The 18,570-nt window shown below is 61.5% G+C and carries 14 protein-coding genes; 8 read left to right on the top strand and 6 right to left on the bottom strand.

Annotated features, from left to right (window positions below):
• Positions 1 to 61 precede the first annotated feature (61 nt).
• The 6 genes from ilvN to G449_RS0102060 form a co-directional block, all read right to left on the bottom strand.
• On the bottom strand, positions 62 to 358 hold the full coding sequence (ilvN, locus tag G449_RS0102085) for an acetolactate synthase small subunit (protein ID WP_022657648.1): 297 nt from the start codon (positions 356 to 358) through the stop codon (positions 62 to 64).
• Positions 355 to 2,031: a biosynthetic-type acetolactate synthase large subunit gene (ilvB, locus tag G449_RS0102080; RefSeq protein ID WP_022657647.1), complete on the bottom strand. Its 1,677-nt coding sequence runs from the start codon at positions 2,029 to 2,031 to the stop codon at positions 355 to 357. The genes ilvN and ilvB overlap by 4 nt, the downstream gene beginning before the upstream one ends.
• A 272-nt stretch (positions 2,032 to 2,303) precedes the next feature.
• Positions 2,304 to 3,893, bottom strand: coding sequence for a TerC family protein (locus G449_RS0102075; protein WP_027180626.1), 1,590 nt, complete (start codon positions 3,891 to 3,893; stop codon positions 2,304 to 2,306).
• A 248-nt stretch (positions 3,894 to 4,141) separates the two neighbouring features.
• Positions 4,142 to 4,999 (bottom strand): translation elongation factor Ts, encoded by an 858-nt coding sequence (gene tsf, locus G449_RS0102070; protein ID WP_022657645.1) that lies wholly within the window; start codon positions 4,997 to 4,999, stop codon positions 4,142 to 4,144.
• Between the two features lie 162 nt (positions 5,000 to 5,161).
• Complete coding sequence (gene rpsB / locus G449_RS0102065; RefSeq protein WP_022657644.1) at positions 5,162 to 5,938, bottom strand: 30S ribosomal protein S2; 777 nt, start codon at positions 5,936 to 5,938, stop codon at positions 5,162 to 5,164.
• A 241-nt stretch (positions 5,939 to 6,179) separates the two neighbouring features.
• On the bottom strand, positions 6,180 to 7,703 hold the full coding sequence (locus G449_RS0102060; RefSeq protein WP_022657643.1) for a DUF2079 domain-containing protein: 1,524 nt from the start codon (positions 7,701 to 7,703) through the stop codon (positions 6,180 to 6,182).
• 198 nt (positions 7,704 to 7,901) lie between these two features.
• Here G449_RS0102060 and G449_RS0102055 point away from each other — a divergent pair, with 198 nt between their 5' ends.
• The 8 genes from G449_RS0102055 to G449_RS0102020 all read left to right on the top strand — a co-directional run bounded on the left by G449_RS0102055 (position 7,902) and on the right by G449_RS0102020 (position 18,491).
• Entirely contained in the window at positions 7,902 to 10,814 is a 2,913-nt protein-coding gene (locus G449_RS0102055) for an insulinase family protein (RefSeq protein ID WP_022657642.1), read from the top strand.
• 107 nt (positions 10,815 to 10,921) lie between these two features.
• The gene (cbiR, locus tag G449_RS0102050) at positions 10,922 to 11,737 is read left to right on the top strand and encodes a cobamide remodeling phosphodiesterase CbiR (RefSeq protein ID WP_022657641.1); all 816 of its coding nucleotides are present in this window, start codon (positions 10,922 to 10,924) and stop codon (positions 11,735 to 11,737) included.
• 30 nt (positions 11,738 to 11,767) lie between these two features.
• Positions 11,768 to 12,829, top strand: coding sequence for a DHH family phosphoesterase (locus G449_RS15610; protein WP_022657640.1), 1,062 nt, complete (start codon positions 11,768 to 11,770; stop codon positions 12,827 to 12,829).
• Positions 12,830 to 13,167: 338 nt separating this feature from the next.
• Positions 13,168 to 13,965, top strand: a complete 798-nt coding sequence (locus G449_RS0102040) for a 2-amino-3,7-dideoxy-D-threo-hept-6-ulosonate synthase (RefSeq protein WP_022657639.1) — start codon at positions 13,168 to 13,170, stop codon at positions 13,963 to 13,965.
• Positions 13,966 to 13,970: 5 nt separating this feature from the next.
• Positions 13,971 to 14,954: a 3-dehydroquinate synthase II family protein gene (locus G449_RS0102035; protein ID WP_022657638.1), complete on the top strand. Its 984-nt coding sequence runs from the start codon at positions 13,971 to 13,973 to the stop codon at positions 14,952 to 14,954.
• Positions 14,955 to 14,956: 2 nt separating this feature from the next.
• Positions 14,957 to 16,189, top strand: a complete 1,233-nt coding sequence (gene pheA / locus G449_RS15605) for a prephenate dehydratase (RefSeq protein ID WP_022657637.1) — start codon at positions 14,957 to 14,959, stop codon at positions 16,187 to 16,189.
• A complete protein-coding gene (locus G449_RS0102025; RefSeq protein ID WP_022657636.1) occupies positions 16,186 to 17,622 on the top strand; it encodes a 3-phosphoshikimate 1-carboxyvinyltransferase in 1,437 nt (478 codons plus the stop codon). Before pheA ends, G449_RS0102025 begins: the two co-directional genes overlap by 4 nt.
• Positions 17,623 to 17,759: 137 nt before the next feature.
• The gene (locus G449_RS0102020) at positions 17,760 to 18,491 is read left to right on the top strand and encodes a prephenate dehydrogenase (RefSeq protein WP_245170863.1); all 732 of its coding nucleotides are present in this window, start codon (positions 17,760 to 17,762) and stop codon (positions 18,489 to 18,491) included.
• Positions 18,492 to 18,570: the final 79 nt, after the last annotated feature.

Here is an 18,570-nt window from a genome sequence, read left to right as displayed (position 1 = left end):
GTGGACAGCCTGTTACGCAGGGCGCGGTGTTATGTTGGTACGCACCGCGCCCTGCTTTTATTCAGCATTCAAGGCAACCGGCCAGGCGGTTGAAAACCGTCGGCTCCGCATGCCCCACCTGCACATCCAGCACATCGTGCAGCTTGCGCACCTGCTTGACAATCTGCTCCATGCGCCCGTCGTCCTTGACCACCAGCCACATGCGGCATGTATCGCCGTCGGCTTCCGGCGTAACAAGCACGCCCTCAAGGTTGTAGGCACGGCCAGCAAAGAGGCCGCACACGTGCGAAAGCACACCAGGATGATTGTTGACGCTCAAGTGCAAAGTTGTAAGCGCGCTCGTCACGGAACCGTTCATGCGTTAACCCCCTCTATCATCTGACTGTTTGCCGCTCCTGGCGGCACCATGGGAAAAACCTTTTCTTCTGCGCTCATGCGCACTTCAAGCAGGCATGGGCCGGGCGTGCCCAAGGCCTTTTCCAGCACGGCCCTGGGGTCGCGCTCGTTGTTTAGGCAGATGGCCGGCATGCCAAAGCCCTGGGCAATGCGCACAAAGTCCGTGCCCGCCGTAAAGGTCGAGCCGAACAGCCGCCCTCCAAAGAACAGATCCTGCTGTTGCTGCACCAGCCCCAGTCCATCGTTGTTGCACAGGATAATCTTGACGTTGGCCTGATTTTCAACAGCCGTGGCCATTTCCTGAATATTCATGAGCAGGCTGCCATCGCCGGAAAAACAGACCACGGTTTCCTCCGGCTTTGCCAGCGCAGCGCCTATGGCGGCAGGCAGGCCAAAACCCATTGTTCCCAGCCCGCCGGATGTGAGCCACTGCCGGGGCTGCATCATGGGGTAGGCCTGAGCCACGCGCATCTGGTGCTGGCCCACGTCCGTGCTCACAATGCCCTTGCCGTGCAGGGCGTCCGCCACGTGCCTGATGATGCCGTAAGGCGAACAGACCTCATCCGTGCGGTCAAAACGCAGGCCGTGCTCCGCCTTGCATGCTGCCACGCGCTCAAGCCACGGTTCATGGTCTGTCTTGCGCAACAGGGGCAGCAGGGCCGTAAGAGCCTCTGCCGCGTCCGCCGTAATACCTACCTGAGGGATACGCAGCTTGCCCACCTCGCAGGCATCAATATCAATGTGGACAAGGCCCGTCTTGGGGCAAAAACCGTCCAGCCTGCCCGTGGCGCGGTCGCCAAGGCGAGCACCCACAACCATGAGCAAATCGCATTCGTCCACCAGCATGTTGGAGGCGCGCGCTCCGTGCATGCCAAGCATGCCCACGGCCAGTTCATGTCCATGCGGCACCGTGCCCAGCCCGCGCAGGGACATGACGGCGGGGATACGGCGGGCCTCCATAAAGGAAACCACTGCCGCCGAAGCATCGGGAGAAGACGTGCCGCCGCCCAGCAACAACAGGGGGCGCTTTGCGGCGTTCATCATTTCCGCGGCGCGGGCAAGGGCCTGCGGGTCTGGCTGCGGCATGGACGCGGGAGTTCCGGCGGCGGGCAGATCCTGCAATTCAGCCACCGCCACCTGCACGTCACGCGGAATATCCACCAGCACAGGGCCGGGGCGGTCGCCAGCGGCAATGGCAAAGGCCTCGGGAATCACGCGCAGCAGTTCGTCAATGGAGCGCACAATGAAGTTGTGCTTGGTGGCTGGAATGGACATGCCGTAGATGTCCACTTCCTGAAAGGCATCGGTGCCGATCATGTTCAGGGGCACCTGCCCGGTAATGCAGACCAGAGGCACGGAATCCATGCGCGCATCGGCGAGCGCCGTGAGCGTATTGGTGGCGCCGGGGCCGGAAGTGGCAAAGATAACGCCGGGGCGGCCCGTGACTCTTGCCATGCCCTGAGCGATGAAGCCTGCGCCCTGTTCATGACGGGCAAGGATGTGCCGGATGGTTCCACTGCGCCCGAGGGCATCGTAGAGAGGAAGATTGAAACCGCCCGGGATGCCGGCAATGTGCGTGACACCCTGGTTTTCCAGCAGGCGGATGGTGAGTTCTGCTCCCGAAAGACGTAACATCGCCGCAAGACTCCTTTTCGATGGTGAGGCTTGTCGGCGGCGGTGCGGACTAAAAAAAACCCCGCCGACTCGCGCCGGCGGGGTTTGCAATACTACCTTGGATCTTCCCTGCTCAGAACGCGCGCAAAGTGTGACACCGTACTACTACGGCGCACATAATAGATAGCAGCGCTACGTGGCGGAAAGAAAATTGTTTGTTCATGCTCATGTAGCCAACCCTACGCTGGCACCCGGCAAGATGTCAACATGTCAGACCAGTTCAGCCCAACAATTTATTTTTTACGTTTTTTGCCCTCGATATGCGGCAGCAGCAACTTGACCGCGCGCACTTCGTCAATACGGCGGCGATCCATGCGTGTTATCTCCAGATCCCAGCCCTGATAGCGCAGGTGCGCGCCTTTTTCAGGTATGCGGCCCAGGCGCTCCATAATGAGCCCCCCGAGGGTGGCGCTGAACAGACGGCGCGGCAGGCTCACCCCAAGCCAGCTTGCAAAAAGGTCAACAGCCAGACGTCCGGGCAGAACCCAACTGCCGTCAGGCCTGCGGCAAACCTCTGGCCCGGCGGGCATGTCGCCCATCTGGCCCGCAAGCACGCTCAGCAGTTCTGCGGGGGTGATGATGCCCACAACACTGCCGTATTCATTCCGAACAAAGGCCAGGGGCGCAGGATTGGTGCGAAAGTCTTCCAGCAGGGTCGTCAGCGGCGTGTGCTCAAATATGGTGGGCGCAGGGCGCACGTAGGTTTTCAGTTCCCATTCGCGGCTGCCTATGCCCTGCTGCTCCTGTTGCAGAATTTCACCGGGATGCACCACGCCCAGCACTTCATCCGTGTCGCGCCGCAGCACTGGCAGCCAGACAAGACGCGAGGCCGCCGCAAAACGTGTGACAGTGGCGCGGTCGGCATTGCTGTCCAGCCAGTCCACGCGCTGGCGCGGAATCATGATAAACCGCGCCGTGCGCCCGCCAAGACGGATCACACGGGCCACCATGTCCCGCTCCATGGGAGCAAAGAGCTGGCCCCCGGCATCGCCAGCCAGCGCCGCTGCCTCCAGTTGCGCCTCGCCGCCGCTGGGTACGCCCCCGCCGAGCAGGTTCAGAATGACCCGCGCCGTGGATTCGCGCATATCCCGCATGCTGTAGCGCCTGCGCCTACTTCGCAAGGCCCACTGGTTGCAGGCCTCAACCAGCACCGAGAACCCAATGGCCGCGTACATATAGCCCTTGGGAATATGGTAGCCAAGGCCATCGGCCAGCAGGCTCAGACCGATCATCAGCAAAAATCCAAGACACAGCACAATGACCGTGGGGTGGCGCTCCACAAATTCCAGAAGGGGGGCTGCGGCAAGCACCATGATGACCATGGCAGCCAGCACCGCCAGCATCATGATGAACACATGGTCCACCATGCCCACGGAGGTGATGATGGAATCCAGCGAAAACACGGCATCCAGAATGATGATCTGAAAAATTACCTGCCAGTAGCCGGCCTGCGGCCCGCTGGTATCGAACCTGCCCGCGTGGCCTTCAAGCCTGTCGTGCAGTTCCATGGTGCCCTTGAGCAGCAAAAACACGCCACCCGCCATAAGGATAAGATCGCGCGCAGAATAGCCGTGCCCCCCCAGGGTAAACAGGGGGTCAGTAAGGGCAACCAGCCGCGCCATGAAGGCCAGCAGCACCATACGCATGAGCAGGGCAAGCCCAAGGCCGGTCATGAAGGCCTGACGCTTCTTTTCCTGCGGCAGCTTGTTCACAAGTATGGAAATAAAAACCAGGTTGTCTACGCCCAGCACCACTTCCAGCAGCACCAGCGTACCCAGGCCAGCCCAGGCTGCGGGGTCAGTTACCCATGCCAGATCCCACATATTTTCTCCGGCGGCCATGCCGCGTTTCCGTAATAAAAAAGGGGCCAGAGGCCCCAGCAGACAGCAATTCCCGCCTGGCGGGATTTGAGAAACCATTCGCGCCCGACAACACCGCAAGGCGCTGTCAGTTCATGATTTCTGGTTGCGTTGACTTTGTCAAACGCAATGGGGGGCCAAAGGCCCCCCATAAAACCGTGCTTGGCCAGAAGGCGTACACTTATGTGCCGGAATCCGGCGCAGTGTTGTGCCTATTCGGCAGCAAGCTGGATGCGTTCGAAACCGGTAACCGTGATTTCGTCGCCGATGGTCTTGCCCGTTTCGCGCACGATGTCGGAAATGGTTTTCTTGTCGTCGCGGATGTAGGGCTGTTCCATGAGGCACACTTCCTTCTGGAACTTCTTCACCGCGCCGTCGGCAATCTTGTCCACGATCTGGGCGGGCTTGCCTTCTTCGATGGCCTTCTGGCGGTAAACTTCGCGTTCACGCTCCACAGCGGCCTGATCAAGGCTGGCGGCGTCAAGGGCCAGGGGGCTGGCGGCGGCAACCTGCATGGCGAGGTTCTTGGCCAGTTCCAGCACTTCGGGCTTGGCGGCGCTTTCGGCCTTGCCGCAGGTCAGGTACACAAGAACGCCAATCTTGCTGTTGGCGTGGACATACTGACCCACCACATCGTTGGCGCTCTTTTTGCTGAAGCGGGCAAACTTGCCAAGCTGCATGTTTTCGCCCACGGAGGCGATGAGCTGGGTCACTTCTTCGCCCAGGATGGCTTCAAGGGCTGCGGCATCGGCAGGAGCCTTTTCAAGGATAACCTGGGTCACGCGGGTGGCCATGGCCTGGAATTGTTCGCCGCGCGCCACGAAGTCGGTTTCGCAAAGCAGCGAACCCATGGCGATGTGCATGTTGTCGGCAGTGGCGGCCACGGTCACGAGGCCTTCGCTGGTGGCGCGGCCAGACTTTTTGGCAGCCTTGGCCATACCCTTCTGGCGCAGCCAGTCAACGGCCTTTTCCAGGTCGCCTTCCACTTCCACCAGGGCTTTCTTGCAGTCCATCATGCCTGCGGCGGTCATGTCGCGCAGTTCTTTAACCAATTGTGCAGTGATAGCCATAGTATACTCCACACGCTGTCCGGCCCCAAGCCGGAGTTTTGTAAATGCCTGATCGGTTGCGCGGCCTCCGCGAAGCGCGGCGCGCAATCTTTCATCCAGACGGGGGCAGCGCAGCCCTTACAGGTTGCGCCGCCCCCAGGATACGGAATATGGAAAGGCCTGCTATTCGGCGGGAGCGGCTTCCTGAGCGGGAGCGGCGGCTTCGGCCTTCTGCATGGCTTCTTCGGCGTTGACGGCTTCGCCCTTGTGATCCTTGTTCATGGCTTCACCTTCCATGCAGGCTTCGGCGAAAGCAGCCACAAACAGCTTGATGGCGCGGATGGCGTCGTCGTTGCCGGGAATGATGTAGTCAATGACATCGGGATCGCAGTTGGTGTCGGTCACGGCCACGATCGGGATACCGAGCTTGCGGCATTCCTTCACGGCGATGTCTTCACGGTGCGGGTCGATGATAAAGGCAAGCTGGGGAATGCGGTCCATGTTCTTGATACCGCCCAGGGTTTCCTCGAGCTTTTTCATTTCGCGTTCCAGAAGCAGGATTTCCTTCTTCTGGTAGCGATTGATGGTGCCGTCGCCAAACATGGCTTCCAGCTTCTTCAGACGGTCCACGCTCTTCTGGATGGTGACAAAGTTGGTGAGCGTGCCGCCCATCCAACGGTTGGTCACGTGGAACTGACTGGCGCGGCCAGCTTCAGCGGCCACTGCTTCCTGAGCCTGACGCTTGGTACCGATGAACAGCACCTTGCCGCCCTTGGCAACAGTGTCGACCACTTTGTCGTAGGCAACGCGGAACAGCTTGACGGTCTGCTGCAGGTCGATGATATGGATGCCGTTGCGGGCGCCAAAGATGTAAGGACGCATCTTGGGATTCCAGCGGCGGGTCTGGTGACCGAAATGCACGCCGGTTTCCAGCATTTGCTTCATGCTGACATAAGCCATTGGGATTCCTCCAAAGGGTTAACTTCTTCCACCCATGCCCTGACCCTGCAACCCAATGTCCACACCCAGGAGGGACAAGCCGTCCTTGGGCGCAAAAAATGGACGACGCCACACGCGCCGTCCCACCGGGCACCCCGGGCCGCTGCCTTTGGGTGTGCTTGATGGAAAGGGAGTCAATACACTATCACCTTGCGAATAGCAAGCATTGATGCGGAAATTTCCGCGCAAACAGCATATCTGCCTACCGACTCAGCCCCTGCACAAGCTCAGGCTGGGTTTCGCGCAGCCCCTTTCCTGCATAAATTACCAGAACATCACTGTTCTTTACGCGGACAAGATCGGGATGCGCGTCAAAAAACGCTGCCGCCCGCTCAAATTCCCCGCGTGATACCCCGCCCCCGCCGCCCACAAGGTAGGCCGTGCCCGCATAGGGTGAAATCATCACCACGCTGTCGTTCAACGGCCCGTCCATGTGTGCGATGTCGGCGGTATAACGCTGATAGGGATAAAATACGTGCGGCCCAAGGCCGGACTGCGCCCACACGCGCACATTCGGGGGAAAATCAGGCAACTGCCCCAGAGCTTCGCGCAGGCGCGCATGGGCCTGGGCATCGGGGTGTTGCAGCAGCCGCGCCACTGTCACAGCCGGATTGTACCAACCCGTCTGCGTAGAGAGCATTATAACGGCCATCGCCACACCGGCGGCGGGCAGAAGCTTTTCCCACAACGCGGGGCGCAGTTTGCCCTGCACCCACATGCAGGCGTGGCAGATGGCGAGCATCAGGAACACGCCGGGCAAATCCTCATACTGCCCGGCCATGGCCCACATATGACCGTAGCCGGAAACAGCCACCATGGCGAGATAGGGCAACGTACACAACAGGCAGAGCAAGGCCTTGCGCCCAAGCAGGGGCAAAAACCACGAGTACGCCAGCAGATGCAGATAGTAGCGCAGCTTGAAATTCCACTGTCCGCCCACATCTACAAAATTGCTGAAGGCATAGCCCGTTCCCGCGCCCGCAAGCTGGCGCATGTAGGGCAGCCATACCTTTGTGACCGTGACAAACCACAGGCCGGAACACAGGCATAAAACCGCGCCGACACGCCGCTGCCCCAGCAGCAAAAAGGCATACATACCCAGGCAGAAAATACTGGGCGCGGCGCGTTCCTGCGCCAAAAAAACCACAAGGCAGCATCCGGCAAGCGCCCACCAGCGGCGCTTGTGCAGCATGAGCACGGCCAGCATGAGCATGGGCGTAACGAGCGTTGTGTAGTGAACCTGCCGCGACCACGGCGTGAGCACCGGGCGGAAAAAGAAGAAAAGGAGCAGCGCAAAACCTGCCGTCCACACCCAGTTGCCGGAAGGCGTATCGCCTTCTGCTTCTTCATGCAGGGCACGCACCAGCCGGGGCAGAATAAAGGCCATTGCCCCCACCGCCACGCCTTGCAGAACGCTGAGGGGGTACGGGCTTTTCCACGGCCCCACAAGGGGGGCCAGCAGGGCCGTCAGGGGGGTGCAATGGTGGGCGTAAAAGGGCTTGCCCTCATAGACGTTGGAAAAAGGGGCCTGCCAGTCCCAGCCGTTCCAGACCCGCCAGATCTGCGTGATAAAGTAGCCAAAATCCGCATCATTGATGGCAAAGCTGCGCATCTGCAACACGCTGCCCCATATGAACAAGGCGGCAAAAGCCAGAGGAATGTACCAGAGCACCAGCTTTTCTGCCAGTGCAGACCCGCCTGTACAGGACTTGCAGTTCATGTTCATATCATCTCGCTCAATCAAAAATTTGCGGCCCCGTGCAAGGGCACGGGCTGATTTCAGTACCACGCCGGGGGCCGGGTCACAAGCCGGGCATGACGCGCCCGCTGACTGCGCCCCTTTTCAAACGGCGCATCTACACTTATAGTTAGAGTTCACGCTGCGCCTCAAGCGGCGCTGCACATCAACACTCCAGGATTCATCATGAACAAGCACGGATTCACTCTTCTTACAGAACAGCATCTGCACGAAGTGGACGGCACCGCCCGTTTGTGGCGGCACGAGGCCACAGGGGCGCAACTGCTTTCCATTAATAACTCTGACGAAAACAAGTGCTTTGGCGTCAACTTTCGCACGCCGCCAGCCGACTCCACAGGCGTTGCCCACATTCTGGAGCACTCCGTTCTTTGCGGGTCGGACAAATATCCCGTCAAGGAACCCTTTGTGGAACTGATGAAGGGATCGCTGCAAACCTTTCTCAACGCCTTCACCTTTCCCGACAAGACCTGCTACCCCATCGCAAGCTGCAATCTGCGCGATTTTTACAATCTCATTGACGTCTACATAGACGCAGTGTTCCACCCGCGCATCGATGAGGATATCTTCCGGCAGGAAGGCTGGCACGTGGAGGCCGAAACGCCCGATGGCCCTTGGTCATACAAGGGCGTGGTCTACAACGAGATGAAGGGCGTCTACTCCTCGCCCGATTCCGTCCTCGCGGAGCAGAGCCAGCAGGCGCTCTTCCCGGATACGCTCTACAGCCTTGATTCCGGCGGCAATCCGGAAAACATCCCCGACCTCACCTACGAGGCCTTTTACGATTTTCACAGCCGCTACTACCACCCCAGCAACGCCCGCTTTTTCTTCTGGGGCGATGACCCGGAAGACGAACGCCTGCGCCTGACGGCAGCCGCGCTTGAGGGCTATACGGCCCGACCGGTCAATTCAGATGTGCCTTTGCAGCCGCGCCTGGAAACCCCACGCCAGATTGAAGTGGCCTATGCCGCATCCAAGGGCGAAAAACGCGCGCTGTTCACGGTCAACTGGCTTTTGGGCGAGCGTGGGGACGTGCATCAGGCCCTGCTGATGGAAATGCTCGAGCATATCCTTGAAGGCCTGCCCGGCTCCCCCCTGCGCAAGGCGCTCATCGCCTCCGGCCTTGGTGAAGACACCACCGGCTGCGGGCTGGAGACTGACCTGCGCCAGATGTACTACTCCACCGGTCTCAAGGGCGTGGCCCCGCGCGATGTGCAGCAGGCCGAACTGCTTATTTTTGACACCCTGGCCCAACTGGCGGAAGAAGGCATCCCCCGCTCGGCAGTGGAAGCCGCCGTCAACAGCGTGGAATTTGCCTACCGTGAAAACAATTCGGGGCGCTTCCCCCGTGGGCTTTCGGCCATGGTGCAATCGCTGACCACATGGCTGTATGATGGCGATCCGCTGGCCCCTCTGGCGTGGGAAGCCCCGCTCAACGCCCTCAAAGCCCGCATTGAGGCTGCCGAACCCGTATTTGAACAGGCCATCAAGGACTGGTTCCTCAACAACGGGCACCGCGCCACCGTGGTGCTGCTGCCTGACACCAAGCTGGGCAAAGTCCGCGAAGATGCGGAAAAGGCCCGCGTGGACGCCGTGCAGGCCGCCGCCGATGCCGAGGCCCGCGCCAGGATGGTGGAAGAAACCACCCGCCTCATGGAAGCCCAAAGCGCGCCCGACAGCCCGGAGGCTCTTGCGACCATCCCGGCCTTGGGGATTGAAGACCTGCCGCGTGAAAACGCCTTGCTGCCCCGCGCAGTGGCAGAACTGCCCGAGACGTTCCTGACGCACGAACTGCCCACACAGGGTATTGCCTACGCGACCCTGCTGCTGCCCCTTGCCAATGTGCCGGACAGGCTCGTGCCCCTGCTGCCGCTCTTTGCCCGTTCCCTCACCGAAACAGGCACCGCCAAACGCGATTTTACGGAGCTTGGCGCACTCATGGCCGCCAAAACGGGCGGCCTTGGCGCTGAAACGCTGGTGGGTCTTATGCGCGGCAGCCGCAAGACTTTTGGCTACCTTGGCGTGTCTGGCAAGGCCGTGTACGACAAGCTGCCCGACCTCTTTGCCCTGACCCGCGAAATCCTGCTGGACCCCCTGACGGACGCCAACGTGTTGCGCGAGCGCCTGGGCCAGATGCTGCTGGAAGGCAAAGCCCGGCTGGAGCACGGCTTACAGTCCGCAGGGCATGCGGCGGTCAGCGCCCGCCTGCGGGCGCGCTTCAACGGCGCAAGCGCGGTTGCCGAGCGCACCTCGGGCCTGAGCTACCTTGAAAGTGTACGCGGCCTGCTGGAACGCATGGATACGGACCCGCAGTCTGTTTTGAACGATCTTGAAGAACTGCGCTCGCGCATCATCGCCCGGCCCGGCGCTGTTATGGACTGCACCGCAGAGGCGCAGGGTCTCGCGCTGGTAGAAACGGAAGCCCGCCAGTTGCTGCGCGCGCTTTCGCCCGCGCGGGCGGGGGCGGCAACGGACTTTGGCAGCGCCCCTCTGGAACTGCCCAAGGGCGAAGCCTTCATTGCTCCGGCCCAGATCAACTATGTGGGCAAGGCCGCCAACATCTACGATCAGGGCTATGTGTACCACGGCTCCGCCAGCGTTATCCTGCGCAGCCTGCGCATGGGCTACCTGTGGGAGCGCGTGCGCGTGCGCGGCGGCGCGTACGGCGCGTTCTGCAATCTCGACCGCCTGGGCGGCACCCTTGTGTGCGCCTCATACCGCGACCCCAACGTGGACGACACCCTGGCGGCCTTTGACGGCATGGCCGAATACCTGCGCACCTTCAGCCCGGACAAGGCCCAGCTCACCCAGGCCATAGTGGGCGCTGTGGGCGATCTGGACAGCTACCTGCTGCCCGACGCCAAGGGCGCCCAGTCCCTCTCGCGCTGGCTCACGGACGATACCGATGCAGCCCGCGCCCTCATGCGCGAGGAAATCCTTTCCACCACCGAAAGGCACTTCCGCGAATTTGCCGAAGTGCTGGCCGAGGCCGCGCGCAGCGGATCCACCTGCGTGTTGGGTGGCCCCAAGACCGAAGCAGCAGCCAAGGAACACGGCTGGAGCAGCACCAAACTGGTGTAGCCTCCTGCGATTATAGAATGATAAAGGGGGAGATTTTCCAGAAATCTCCCCCTTTGCGCATGGTGGCTGCATGGCCGACGCCACATGCCCGCACAAGGAACACCCCCATGTCCCGAGATTCAGGCGACCAGACGCTCCAGCCAGACACGCCGCATCTGCGGCCCGCACGCTTTGCAGGCCGTCTGGCCGCTCCGTCCTTTGTGCTGCCCGCCGGAGTGGCGGAAAACGCGCGCTTTCTGGCTGGCAAGGTGGACGAGGTAGGTCTGTGTTTTTTTGAAGCCCAGTCCTGCCTGAACTACGGGCCGCAGGACTTGCCGCCCGATCTGGAAACCCTGCCCCTGCGCTGGCATGTACATCTGCCCGTTGACCTGCCCTGGCCCGCCAGCAAGAGTACTGCCGCCTATCCTGCCCGCGCTGCCGCCCGCCTGGCCCATGCCGTGCTTGGCAAGGCGGCTTTTCTTCAGCCGCGCTGCGCCGTGCTGCACCCGCCCCAGGGATCGCCGCAAGTGCAACGCCGCCTGCTGGCAGGTTTTGCGAATCACTGGAAAAACTGCTGCGATATTCCGCTGTTGCTGGAAAACGTTGCCCACAGTGATATTACCTGCCTTGGACAGGAATTTCTTCAGGATCACGGACTGGGCCTGTGTCTGGACGTAGGGCACCTCCTGGGCTATGGTCAAAAAAACCTGTTGGTTTCGACCCTGCCAGAGCAGGCGACCATGGCGCACTGGAGCGCCCCCGGCGATGGCGACCGGCATCTGCCCCTCACGGCTTTTACGCCCGGGCAGGCGCAGACCGCTGCCGCCCTCATGCAGCGCATCCCCGATTCGGCAGTGCACATGGTCGAGATATTCAACTGGGATCGTTTGGCCGCATCCCTACCGGTGCTGGAGGCGCTTGCGCAACCGCATTCCGGCAGATGAACATTCGCGCATAAACGTTTAAGGAGAATCATGGCTGGCGCCACAGACCACATCGCCCTGCTGCAAAAATGGCGGGCAGGTCTCAGCAAGGACGACCGCTGGTGCATCCTCATCAATGCCGACCCCGATGCCCTGGCATCGGCGCTGGCGCTCAAGCGTATTATGATCCACAAGGTACACAACGTGGACATTGCGCGTATCAATGAGGTGACCCGGCCCGACAACCTGGCCATGATCCGCTACCTGAACATCCCCGTGCGCCCCTGGCAGCCTGAAAATGCCGACCAGTACACCCACCTTGCAATGGTGGATTCCCAGCCGCACCACAGCAAGGCTTTTCAGGGCCTGCACTTTGACTGCGTCATCGACCACCACCCCCTGCCCCGCGCCGCCAACAACGTTACGGCATGCTCACTGGCTGGCCCGGCCTTGCTGCGCGATATCCGCCCCAACATGGGCGCCACCAGCACCATGATGGCCCGCTATCTCAAGGCCCTGCGCATGCGCCCCGGCCCAAGGCTGGCCACAGCCCTGCTGTACGGCATCCGCACAGATACGGCGGCTTTTGAACGCTCTGGCGGCGAAGACGATTTTCGCGCCTATCAGTGGCTTTCACGCCATGCGGACAACGGACTGCTGCGCCGTATTCTGCGCAGCGAATACCTGCGGGAATGGCTGCCGCTGTTTTCGCGCGCATTCCGTTCCCTTGCCGACTGCCGCGGCGGCGGGGCCTTTGCCTCGCTCAACGAGGTCAACAGCGCAGACCTCTTGGTAGCAGTGGCGGACTTTTTCACACGGGTACACGGCCTGCGGTGGATAGCCGTAAGCGGCGTGGTGGACAAAACCGTTATCGTGATCTTCCGCGGTGATGGCGGACGGGACATTGGCCGTCTTGCGGACGCCTGTTTTTACGATGTGGGCGAGGCTGGCGGGCACCGCAATCTGGCCCGCGCGGAGTTTCCCCTCTCGGCAGTGCCCGAAGGGGTCAAACCCGGCGACTTTGTGCTCAAGCGCATTGAAACGCGCAAGCTGCGGCGCAAAACAACAACCCCGGACGCCCCCTCTGATCCCGCAGAGCGTGGCGCAGCCTGACTTTGCGAATAATTTGCATGCAAACTTCAATTTCCTATTGACAGGCTTTTGCATGCCGCGTAGCTTTTTACCTAGAAAATTTTAAGGATACTTTCATGCAGCGCATTTCTTCCAACCACACCTCCTCCTACGCCACCGGCATCTTTAGCTGGTATTATTTTGCGTACTTTACCGGAGCCTGTGGTCGGGAGCTTTGCTGACGCGTAAAAGTTAGAAAGTTCAACGGGCCGCAGGCAACAAGCCAGCGGCCCTTTTTTTGTATGGGCCGCCGGAAAAGATGCGGCAAACCCCGCTCCATGCGGGTCACCTTAAAGCAGCAGACTGAAAGGAGCGAGCCCATGTACCTTGGAAAAAAAATCCGCCTGGAACGTATCATCAACCGCGCAAATGGCCGTACCATCATTGTTCCCATGGACCACGGCGTGACCATCGGCGCGGTTGAAGGCCTGGTGGACATGCGCGACACCGTCAACGACATGGCCACAGGCGGCGCGGACGCTGTTCTCATGCACAAGGGTCTTGTGCGTTGCGGGCACCGTAACGCGGGCAGCGACATCGGCCTTATCATCCACCTTTCGGCCTCCACGGCCCTTTCGCCCCTCGGCAACACCAAAACCCTCGTGGCCACGGTTGAAGAAGCCATCAAGCACGGCGCGGACTGCGTTTCGGTACACGTCAATCTGGGCGACCCCAATGAACGCCTCATGCTGGCCGATCTGGGCCGTGTGGCCGAATCGTGCGACAACTGGGGCATTCCGCTGCTGGCCATGATGTACGCCCGCGGCCCCCAGATCCAGAACGGCTATGCCAAGGACGTGGTGGCACACTGCGCCCGCGTGGGCGTTGAGCTGGGCGCGGACATCGTCAAGGTGCCCTACACCGGCGATGCGGAAAGCTTCTCTGAAGTCGTGGCCGCCTGCTGTGTGCCCGTGGTTATCGCCGGCGGCGAGCGCATGGATTCCACCCGTCAGATACTCCAGATGGTTCAGGATTCGCTGAGTGCTGGCGGCGCGGGCATTTCCGTGGGCCGCAATGTCTTCCAGCATCCCAACCGCGTTGCCCTGGTCAAGGCCCTGCGCGCCATCGTTCACGACAACGTTTCCGTGGATCAGGCCATGGAAATTGTAGGAGAATAAGCCGCATGTCCCGCATCTATTTCAACTGCGTTCCCTTCGACAAGGGCGATGTGACCCTGGCGCTGGAATCCGGCGTGGACGGCGTTATTGTGCCGCGCCAGCATGTGGAAGAAGTTTCCGGTCTTTCGCGCTGCCCTGTGTGGGCTGCCGAAGATACCGCCATGATGGCGCTCAGCGTCAAGGCTGACGAAGAAGCCGTGCTCGAAAGGTTGCATAAGGGCGAGCGTGTGGTTCTGGCTCGCGGCTGGGAGGTAATACCTGTGGAAAACCTTCTGGCCCAGAGCGACAGCGTTCTGGCTGAGGCCGCTACGCTGGACGAGGCCCGCCTTGCCGCAGGAATTTTGGAACGCGGTGTGGCGGGCATTGTTGTATCCAGAGAGTCCGTGGCCGATCTCAAGACCATTGTCAGCCAGTGCAAGCTCGCGCAGGGGCATGAAGAACTGCAGCCCGCCGTGATCACCCGTGTGGAATCCGTGGGCCTCGGGCACCGCGTCTGCGCCGACACGCTCTCCATCCTGCGCAAGGGGCAGGGCATGCTGGTGGGCAATTCCAGCGCCTTTACCTTTCTTGTGCATGCGGAAACCGAGCGCAACGAATATGTGGCCGCCCGCCCCTTCAGGGTCAATGCGGGGGCCGTGCATGCCTACGTGCGCCTGCCCGGCGACAAAACCACCTATCTTGGCGAATTCAAGGCAGGGCAGGAAGTGCTGATCGTGGACGCCAACGGCGAAACCAGCCTTGCCACCCTTGGCAGGGTCAAGATTGAAGTGCGCCCCATGCTGCTGGTTGAAGCCCAGGTTACCACCGAAGACGGCGTTAAAACCGGCGCGGTATTTTTGCAGAATGCCGAAACAATCCGCCTGACCACCCCCGGCGGCGAGCCGGTAAGCGTGGTGGGCCTGAAACCCGGCGATACCGTGCTGTGCCGCCTGGACGAAGCCGGTCGCCATTTTGGCATGCGCATCCGCGAAGACATCCGGGAGATATAAGCATGGACGACAGCAACAGCCACTGGCCCAAGGGCCACCCCACAGCCGCAGCAGACCGTCAGGCAGCCTCTCCCGATAAGGCGGGCGCGCGCCTTGCCGCCATCCGCCACGAGATTGACGCCGTGGATCAGGATCTGCTCACGCTCTTTAACCAGCGGGCGGCCCTGAGCCTTGAGGTGGGACGTATCAAGGCCGACGTGCCGGGCATTATCTTCAAGCCCCTGCGGGAAAAGGAAGTGCTGGACAGTCTGGCCACGCGCAACCCCGGCCCCCTGCCGGAGGATCATCTGCGGGCCATCTGGCGCGAGATTTTTTCTTCTTCCCGCTCCTTGCAGCGACCCCAGAATGTGGCCTATCTCGGCCCTGAAGGCACGTTTTCCTACTTTGCGGGCGTGGAGTACCTGGGCCATGCCGCCCAGTTCCGCCCCTGCAACGATATTACGCAGGTCTTTCAGGAAGTGGCTTCCGGTCAGTGCGAGCTCGGCGTGGTGCCGCTGGAAAATTCCCTTCAGGGAACCGTGGGCGTGAGCTTTGACCTGTTCCTTAAGTACGACGTGCATATTCAGGCCGAGCTGTTTTCGCGCATTTCGCACTGTCTGCTGAGCAACGCGCCCTCGCTGGCCGCCGTGCGTACCGTGTATTCCCACCCCCAGCCCCTGGCCCAGTGCGGCGCGTGGCTGCGCGCCCATCTGCCCGGCGCTGGCCTTGTGCCCGTGGAATCCACCGCTGCCGCCGCCCAGTATGCTGCGGGCAAGGAAGACGCAGCCGCCATCGGTCACGGCAAGCTGGCCGACCTCATGGGCATTGCCGTTCTGGCCCGCCGCATTGAGGACGAGCCCGGCAACTGGACGCGCTTTGTGATCATCGGCCCCGGCGATGCGCGCTCGGGCAGCCGCACGGGCGGCCCGCAGCCCGGCCATACCGGCGCGGACAAAACCTCGCTGCTGTTCACCACGGCAGACAAGGCTGGCGCGCTCTCAAGCGTACTTGACCTGCTGGCAAGCAACGGCATCAACATGCGCAAACTGGAATCGCGCCCCCTGCGCGGACAGCGCTGGAAATACGTTTTCTTTGCCGATGTGGAAAGTGATCTGGAAGATCCCCGCTACGCCCCCCTGCTGGAAAAACTGCACGAAGTCTGCACCAGCTTCCGCATACTGGGCAGCTACCCCACAGGGCCGCAACTGGACCGTCTTGACCTCCACTCGGAAACACCGGAGCAGCCAGTCTCATGAGCCAGAGCACCATTATCATCACCGAGGCCGAAAAGCAGGCCACGGCAAGCGTTACCGCACCCGCTTCCAAATCCGTTTCGCACCGCTATCTTATTGGCGCGGCGCTGGCGCAGGGTGTTTCCACCGTGCGGCATACTCTTGAAAGCCGCGACCTCGAACGCACCCGCGCCATCCTGTGCGGGGCCGGGGCGAGCATGGAAACCCTGCCCGAAAGCACTCAGGCCTCCGGCGCGTGGCGCGTGACGGGCATGGGCGGCAAGCCGCTCGGCGGCGCGGAGGGTGCGCCCCTTTCCTGTGATGTGGAAGAATCCGGCACCACTTGTCGGCTGCTTACCGCAGTGCTGGCCGCTGGCGAGGGCGAATTTCGCATACACGGCGCGCCGCGCATGCATGAAAGGCCCATTGCCGAACTGACGGACTCCCTCAGTAAACTGGGGCTTGCCGTCACCTTTGAGGGCAAGGCCGACTGCCCGCCTCTGGTGCTGCACGCCAAGGGCCTTAACCCCGCGCTGTGCGGGGGAGAGGTAACTCTGGGCATGGATATTTCGAGCCAGTATTTTTCAGGCCTGCTGCTGGCGGCCCCCATGGGGCCTGCGCCATTGTCCGTAACGCTTGGCGGGCAGAAAGCCGTCTCCTGGCCCTATGTGGGGCTGACCCTGCAATGCCTGACAGACTACGCCATCCACTTTGACGTGGAAACCCGCGATGCGGCCGATGCTCCGTGGGAAATGCTGCCCCCTGGCGCATGGCGCGAACTCAAGGCCGCGCATCCCGGCTGCTTGCGCGTGACAGTCCATCCCGGCGCGTACCGCGCGGGCAACTACACAGTTGAAGGCGACTGGTCTGGCGCGTCCTATTTACTGGCCGCTGGCGCACTGGGTCTTAAACCCGTGAGAGTTGAAGGTTTGCGTACGGATTCCCTGCAGGGCGACCGCGCCATGCTGGGCATTTTGCAGCGCATGGGCGCGCGTATGACCCTGACGGAGGATTCCGTCACCGTGTATCCCTCCTCCCTTCATGGCGTGGAGCTGGACATGGGCGACTGCCCCGACCTCGTGCCCACAGTGGCCGTGCTGGCGGCCTTTGCGCAGGGTTCCACGCGCATCAGCAATGTGGCCCATCTGCGTTATAAAGAGTCGGACCGCATCAGCGCCCCGGCGCAGGAGCTTGCCAAGGCTGGCGTGGTCATTGACCAGCTCTCGGACGGCATGCTCATTCACGGTCTGGCCGGACGCGGCAACGGCAAGCCGGACTGTCCGCGTTTGCCCGAGGGCGTTTCCCTCTCGGCCCACAACGACCACCGCATCGCCATGTCTCTGGCCCTGCTGGGACTGCGCCAGCCTGAAACAAACGTGCGCGACCTGCTGGACGACCCGCTGGTGGTGCGCAAATCCTTTCCGCAATTCTGGAATATCTGGGAGCAACTGGCATGAAGGGCAATCAAGGCAGCAACGGCGTCCCTGCCGCCCAAAATGACGGGGAATCCGCTGCGGAGGATGGATTTGACGGCTTTACCGGCTTCTGCCCGCGCAATCCCGTAAAAACCGTCATTGTCGGCTCCACTGGGCGCATGGGCGCCATGCTGCTGGCCCGCGCCAAGGCGGCAGGGCTGAACGTGGCGGGCGTGGACGTGCCTCTGACGCCCGAAGCTCTTGCTCCCGCCTGTGCGGGGGCCGATCTTGCCATCATTTGCGTTCCTGCCGCTGTATTCAGCGAGGTTATTGCTACGGTCTGCCCGCATCTGCTCCCTGGGGCTGTGCTGGCGGACATAACCTCGGTAAAGGAAATCCCGCTGCAACAGATGGAAAAGATCTGGGCCGGGCCAGTGGTGGGCACGCATCCCCTCTTTGGCCCCAAGCCGGACCCGCAGGCAGACCAGCCCGTGGCCATTGTGCCGGGGGCCCATGCGGTACAAGATCATGTGGAGCTGGCCTCGGGCTTTTTTACAGCCCTTGGCTGCCGTGTATTCTGCACCACTGCTGAAAAGCACGACAAGGCCATGGCCAGCATCCAGAACATGAACTTCATCACCAGTCTGGCCTACTTTGCCCTGCTGGCGGAGCATGAGGATCTGCTGCCCTTTCTTACGCCTTCGTTCCGCCGCCGCCAGAACGCGGCCCGCAAAATGCTGACAGAAGACGCGCACATGTTCGCTGGCCTGTTTGAGGCCAATCCATACAGCTATGAGGCTGTGCGCCAATACCGCCAGATGCTCAACCTCGCCGCCGCTGGCGATATCGACCTGCTCTGCCAGCGCGCCCGCTGGTGGTGGCAGGAGGAAGAGGATCAGCAGACTCCCTGATTTCAAACAGTTCGCACCGTTGGCGTACATGCGGAGGAAACCCCATGCGCCCAATGACCGTTGCCCCTGATCTGATATG

The organism is Desulfovibrio desulfuricans DSM 642, assembly GCF_000420465.1.
Lineage (GTDB): Bacteria > Desulfobacterota > Desulfovibrionia > Desulfovibrionales > Desulfovibrionaceae > Desulfovibrio > Desulfovibrio desulfuricans.
This window is presented reverse-complemented; position numbering and strand designations above follow the sequence as displayed.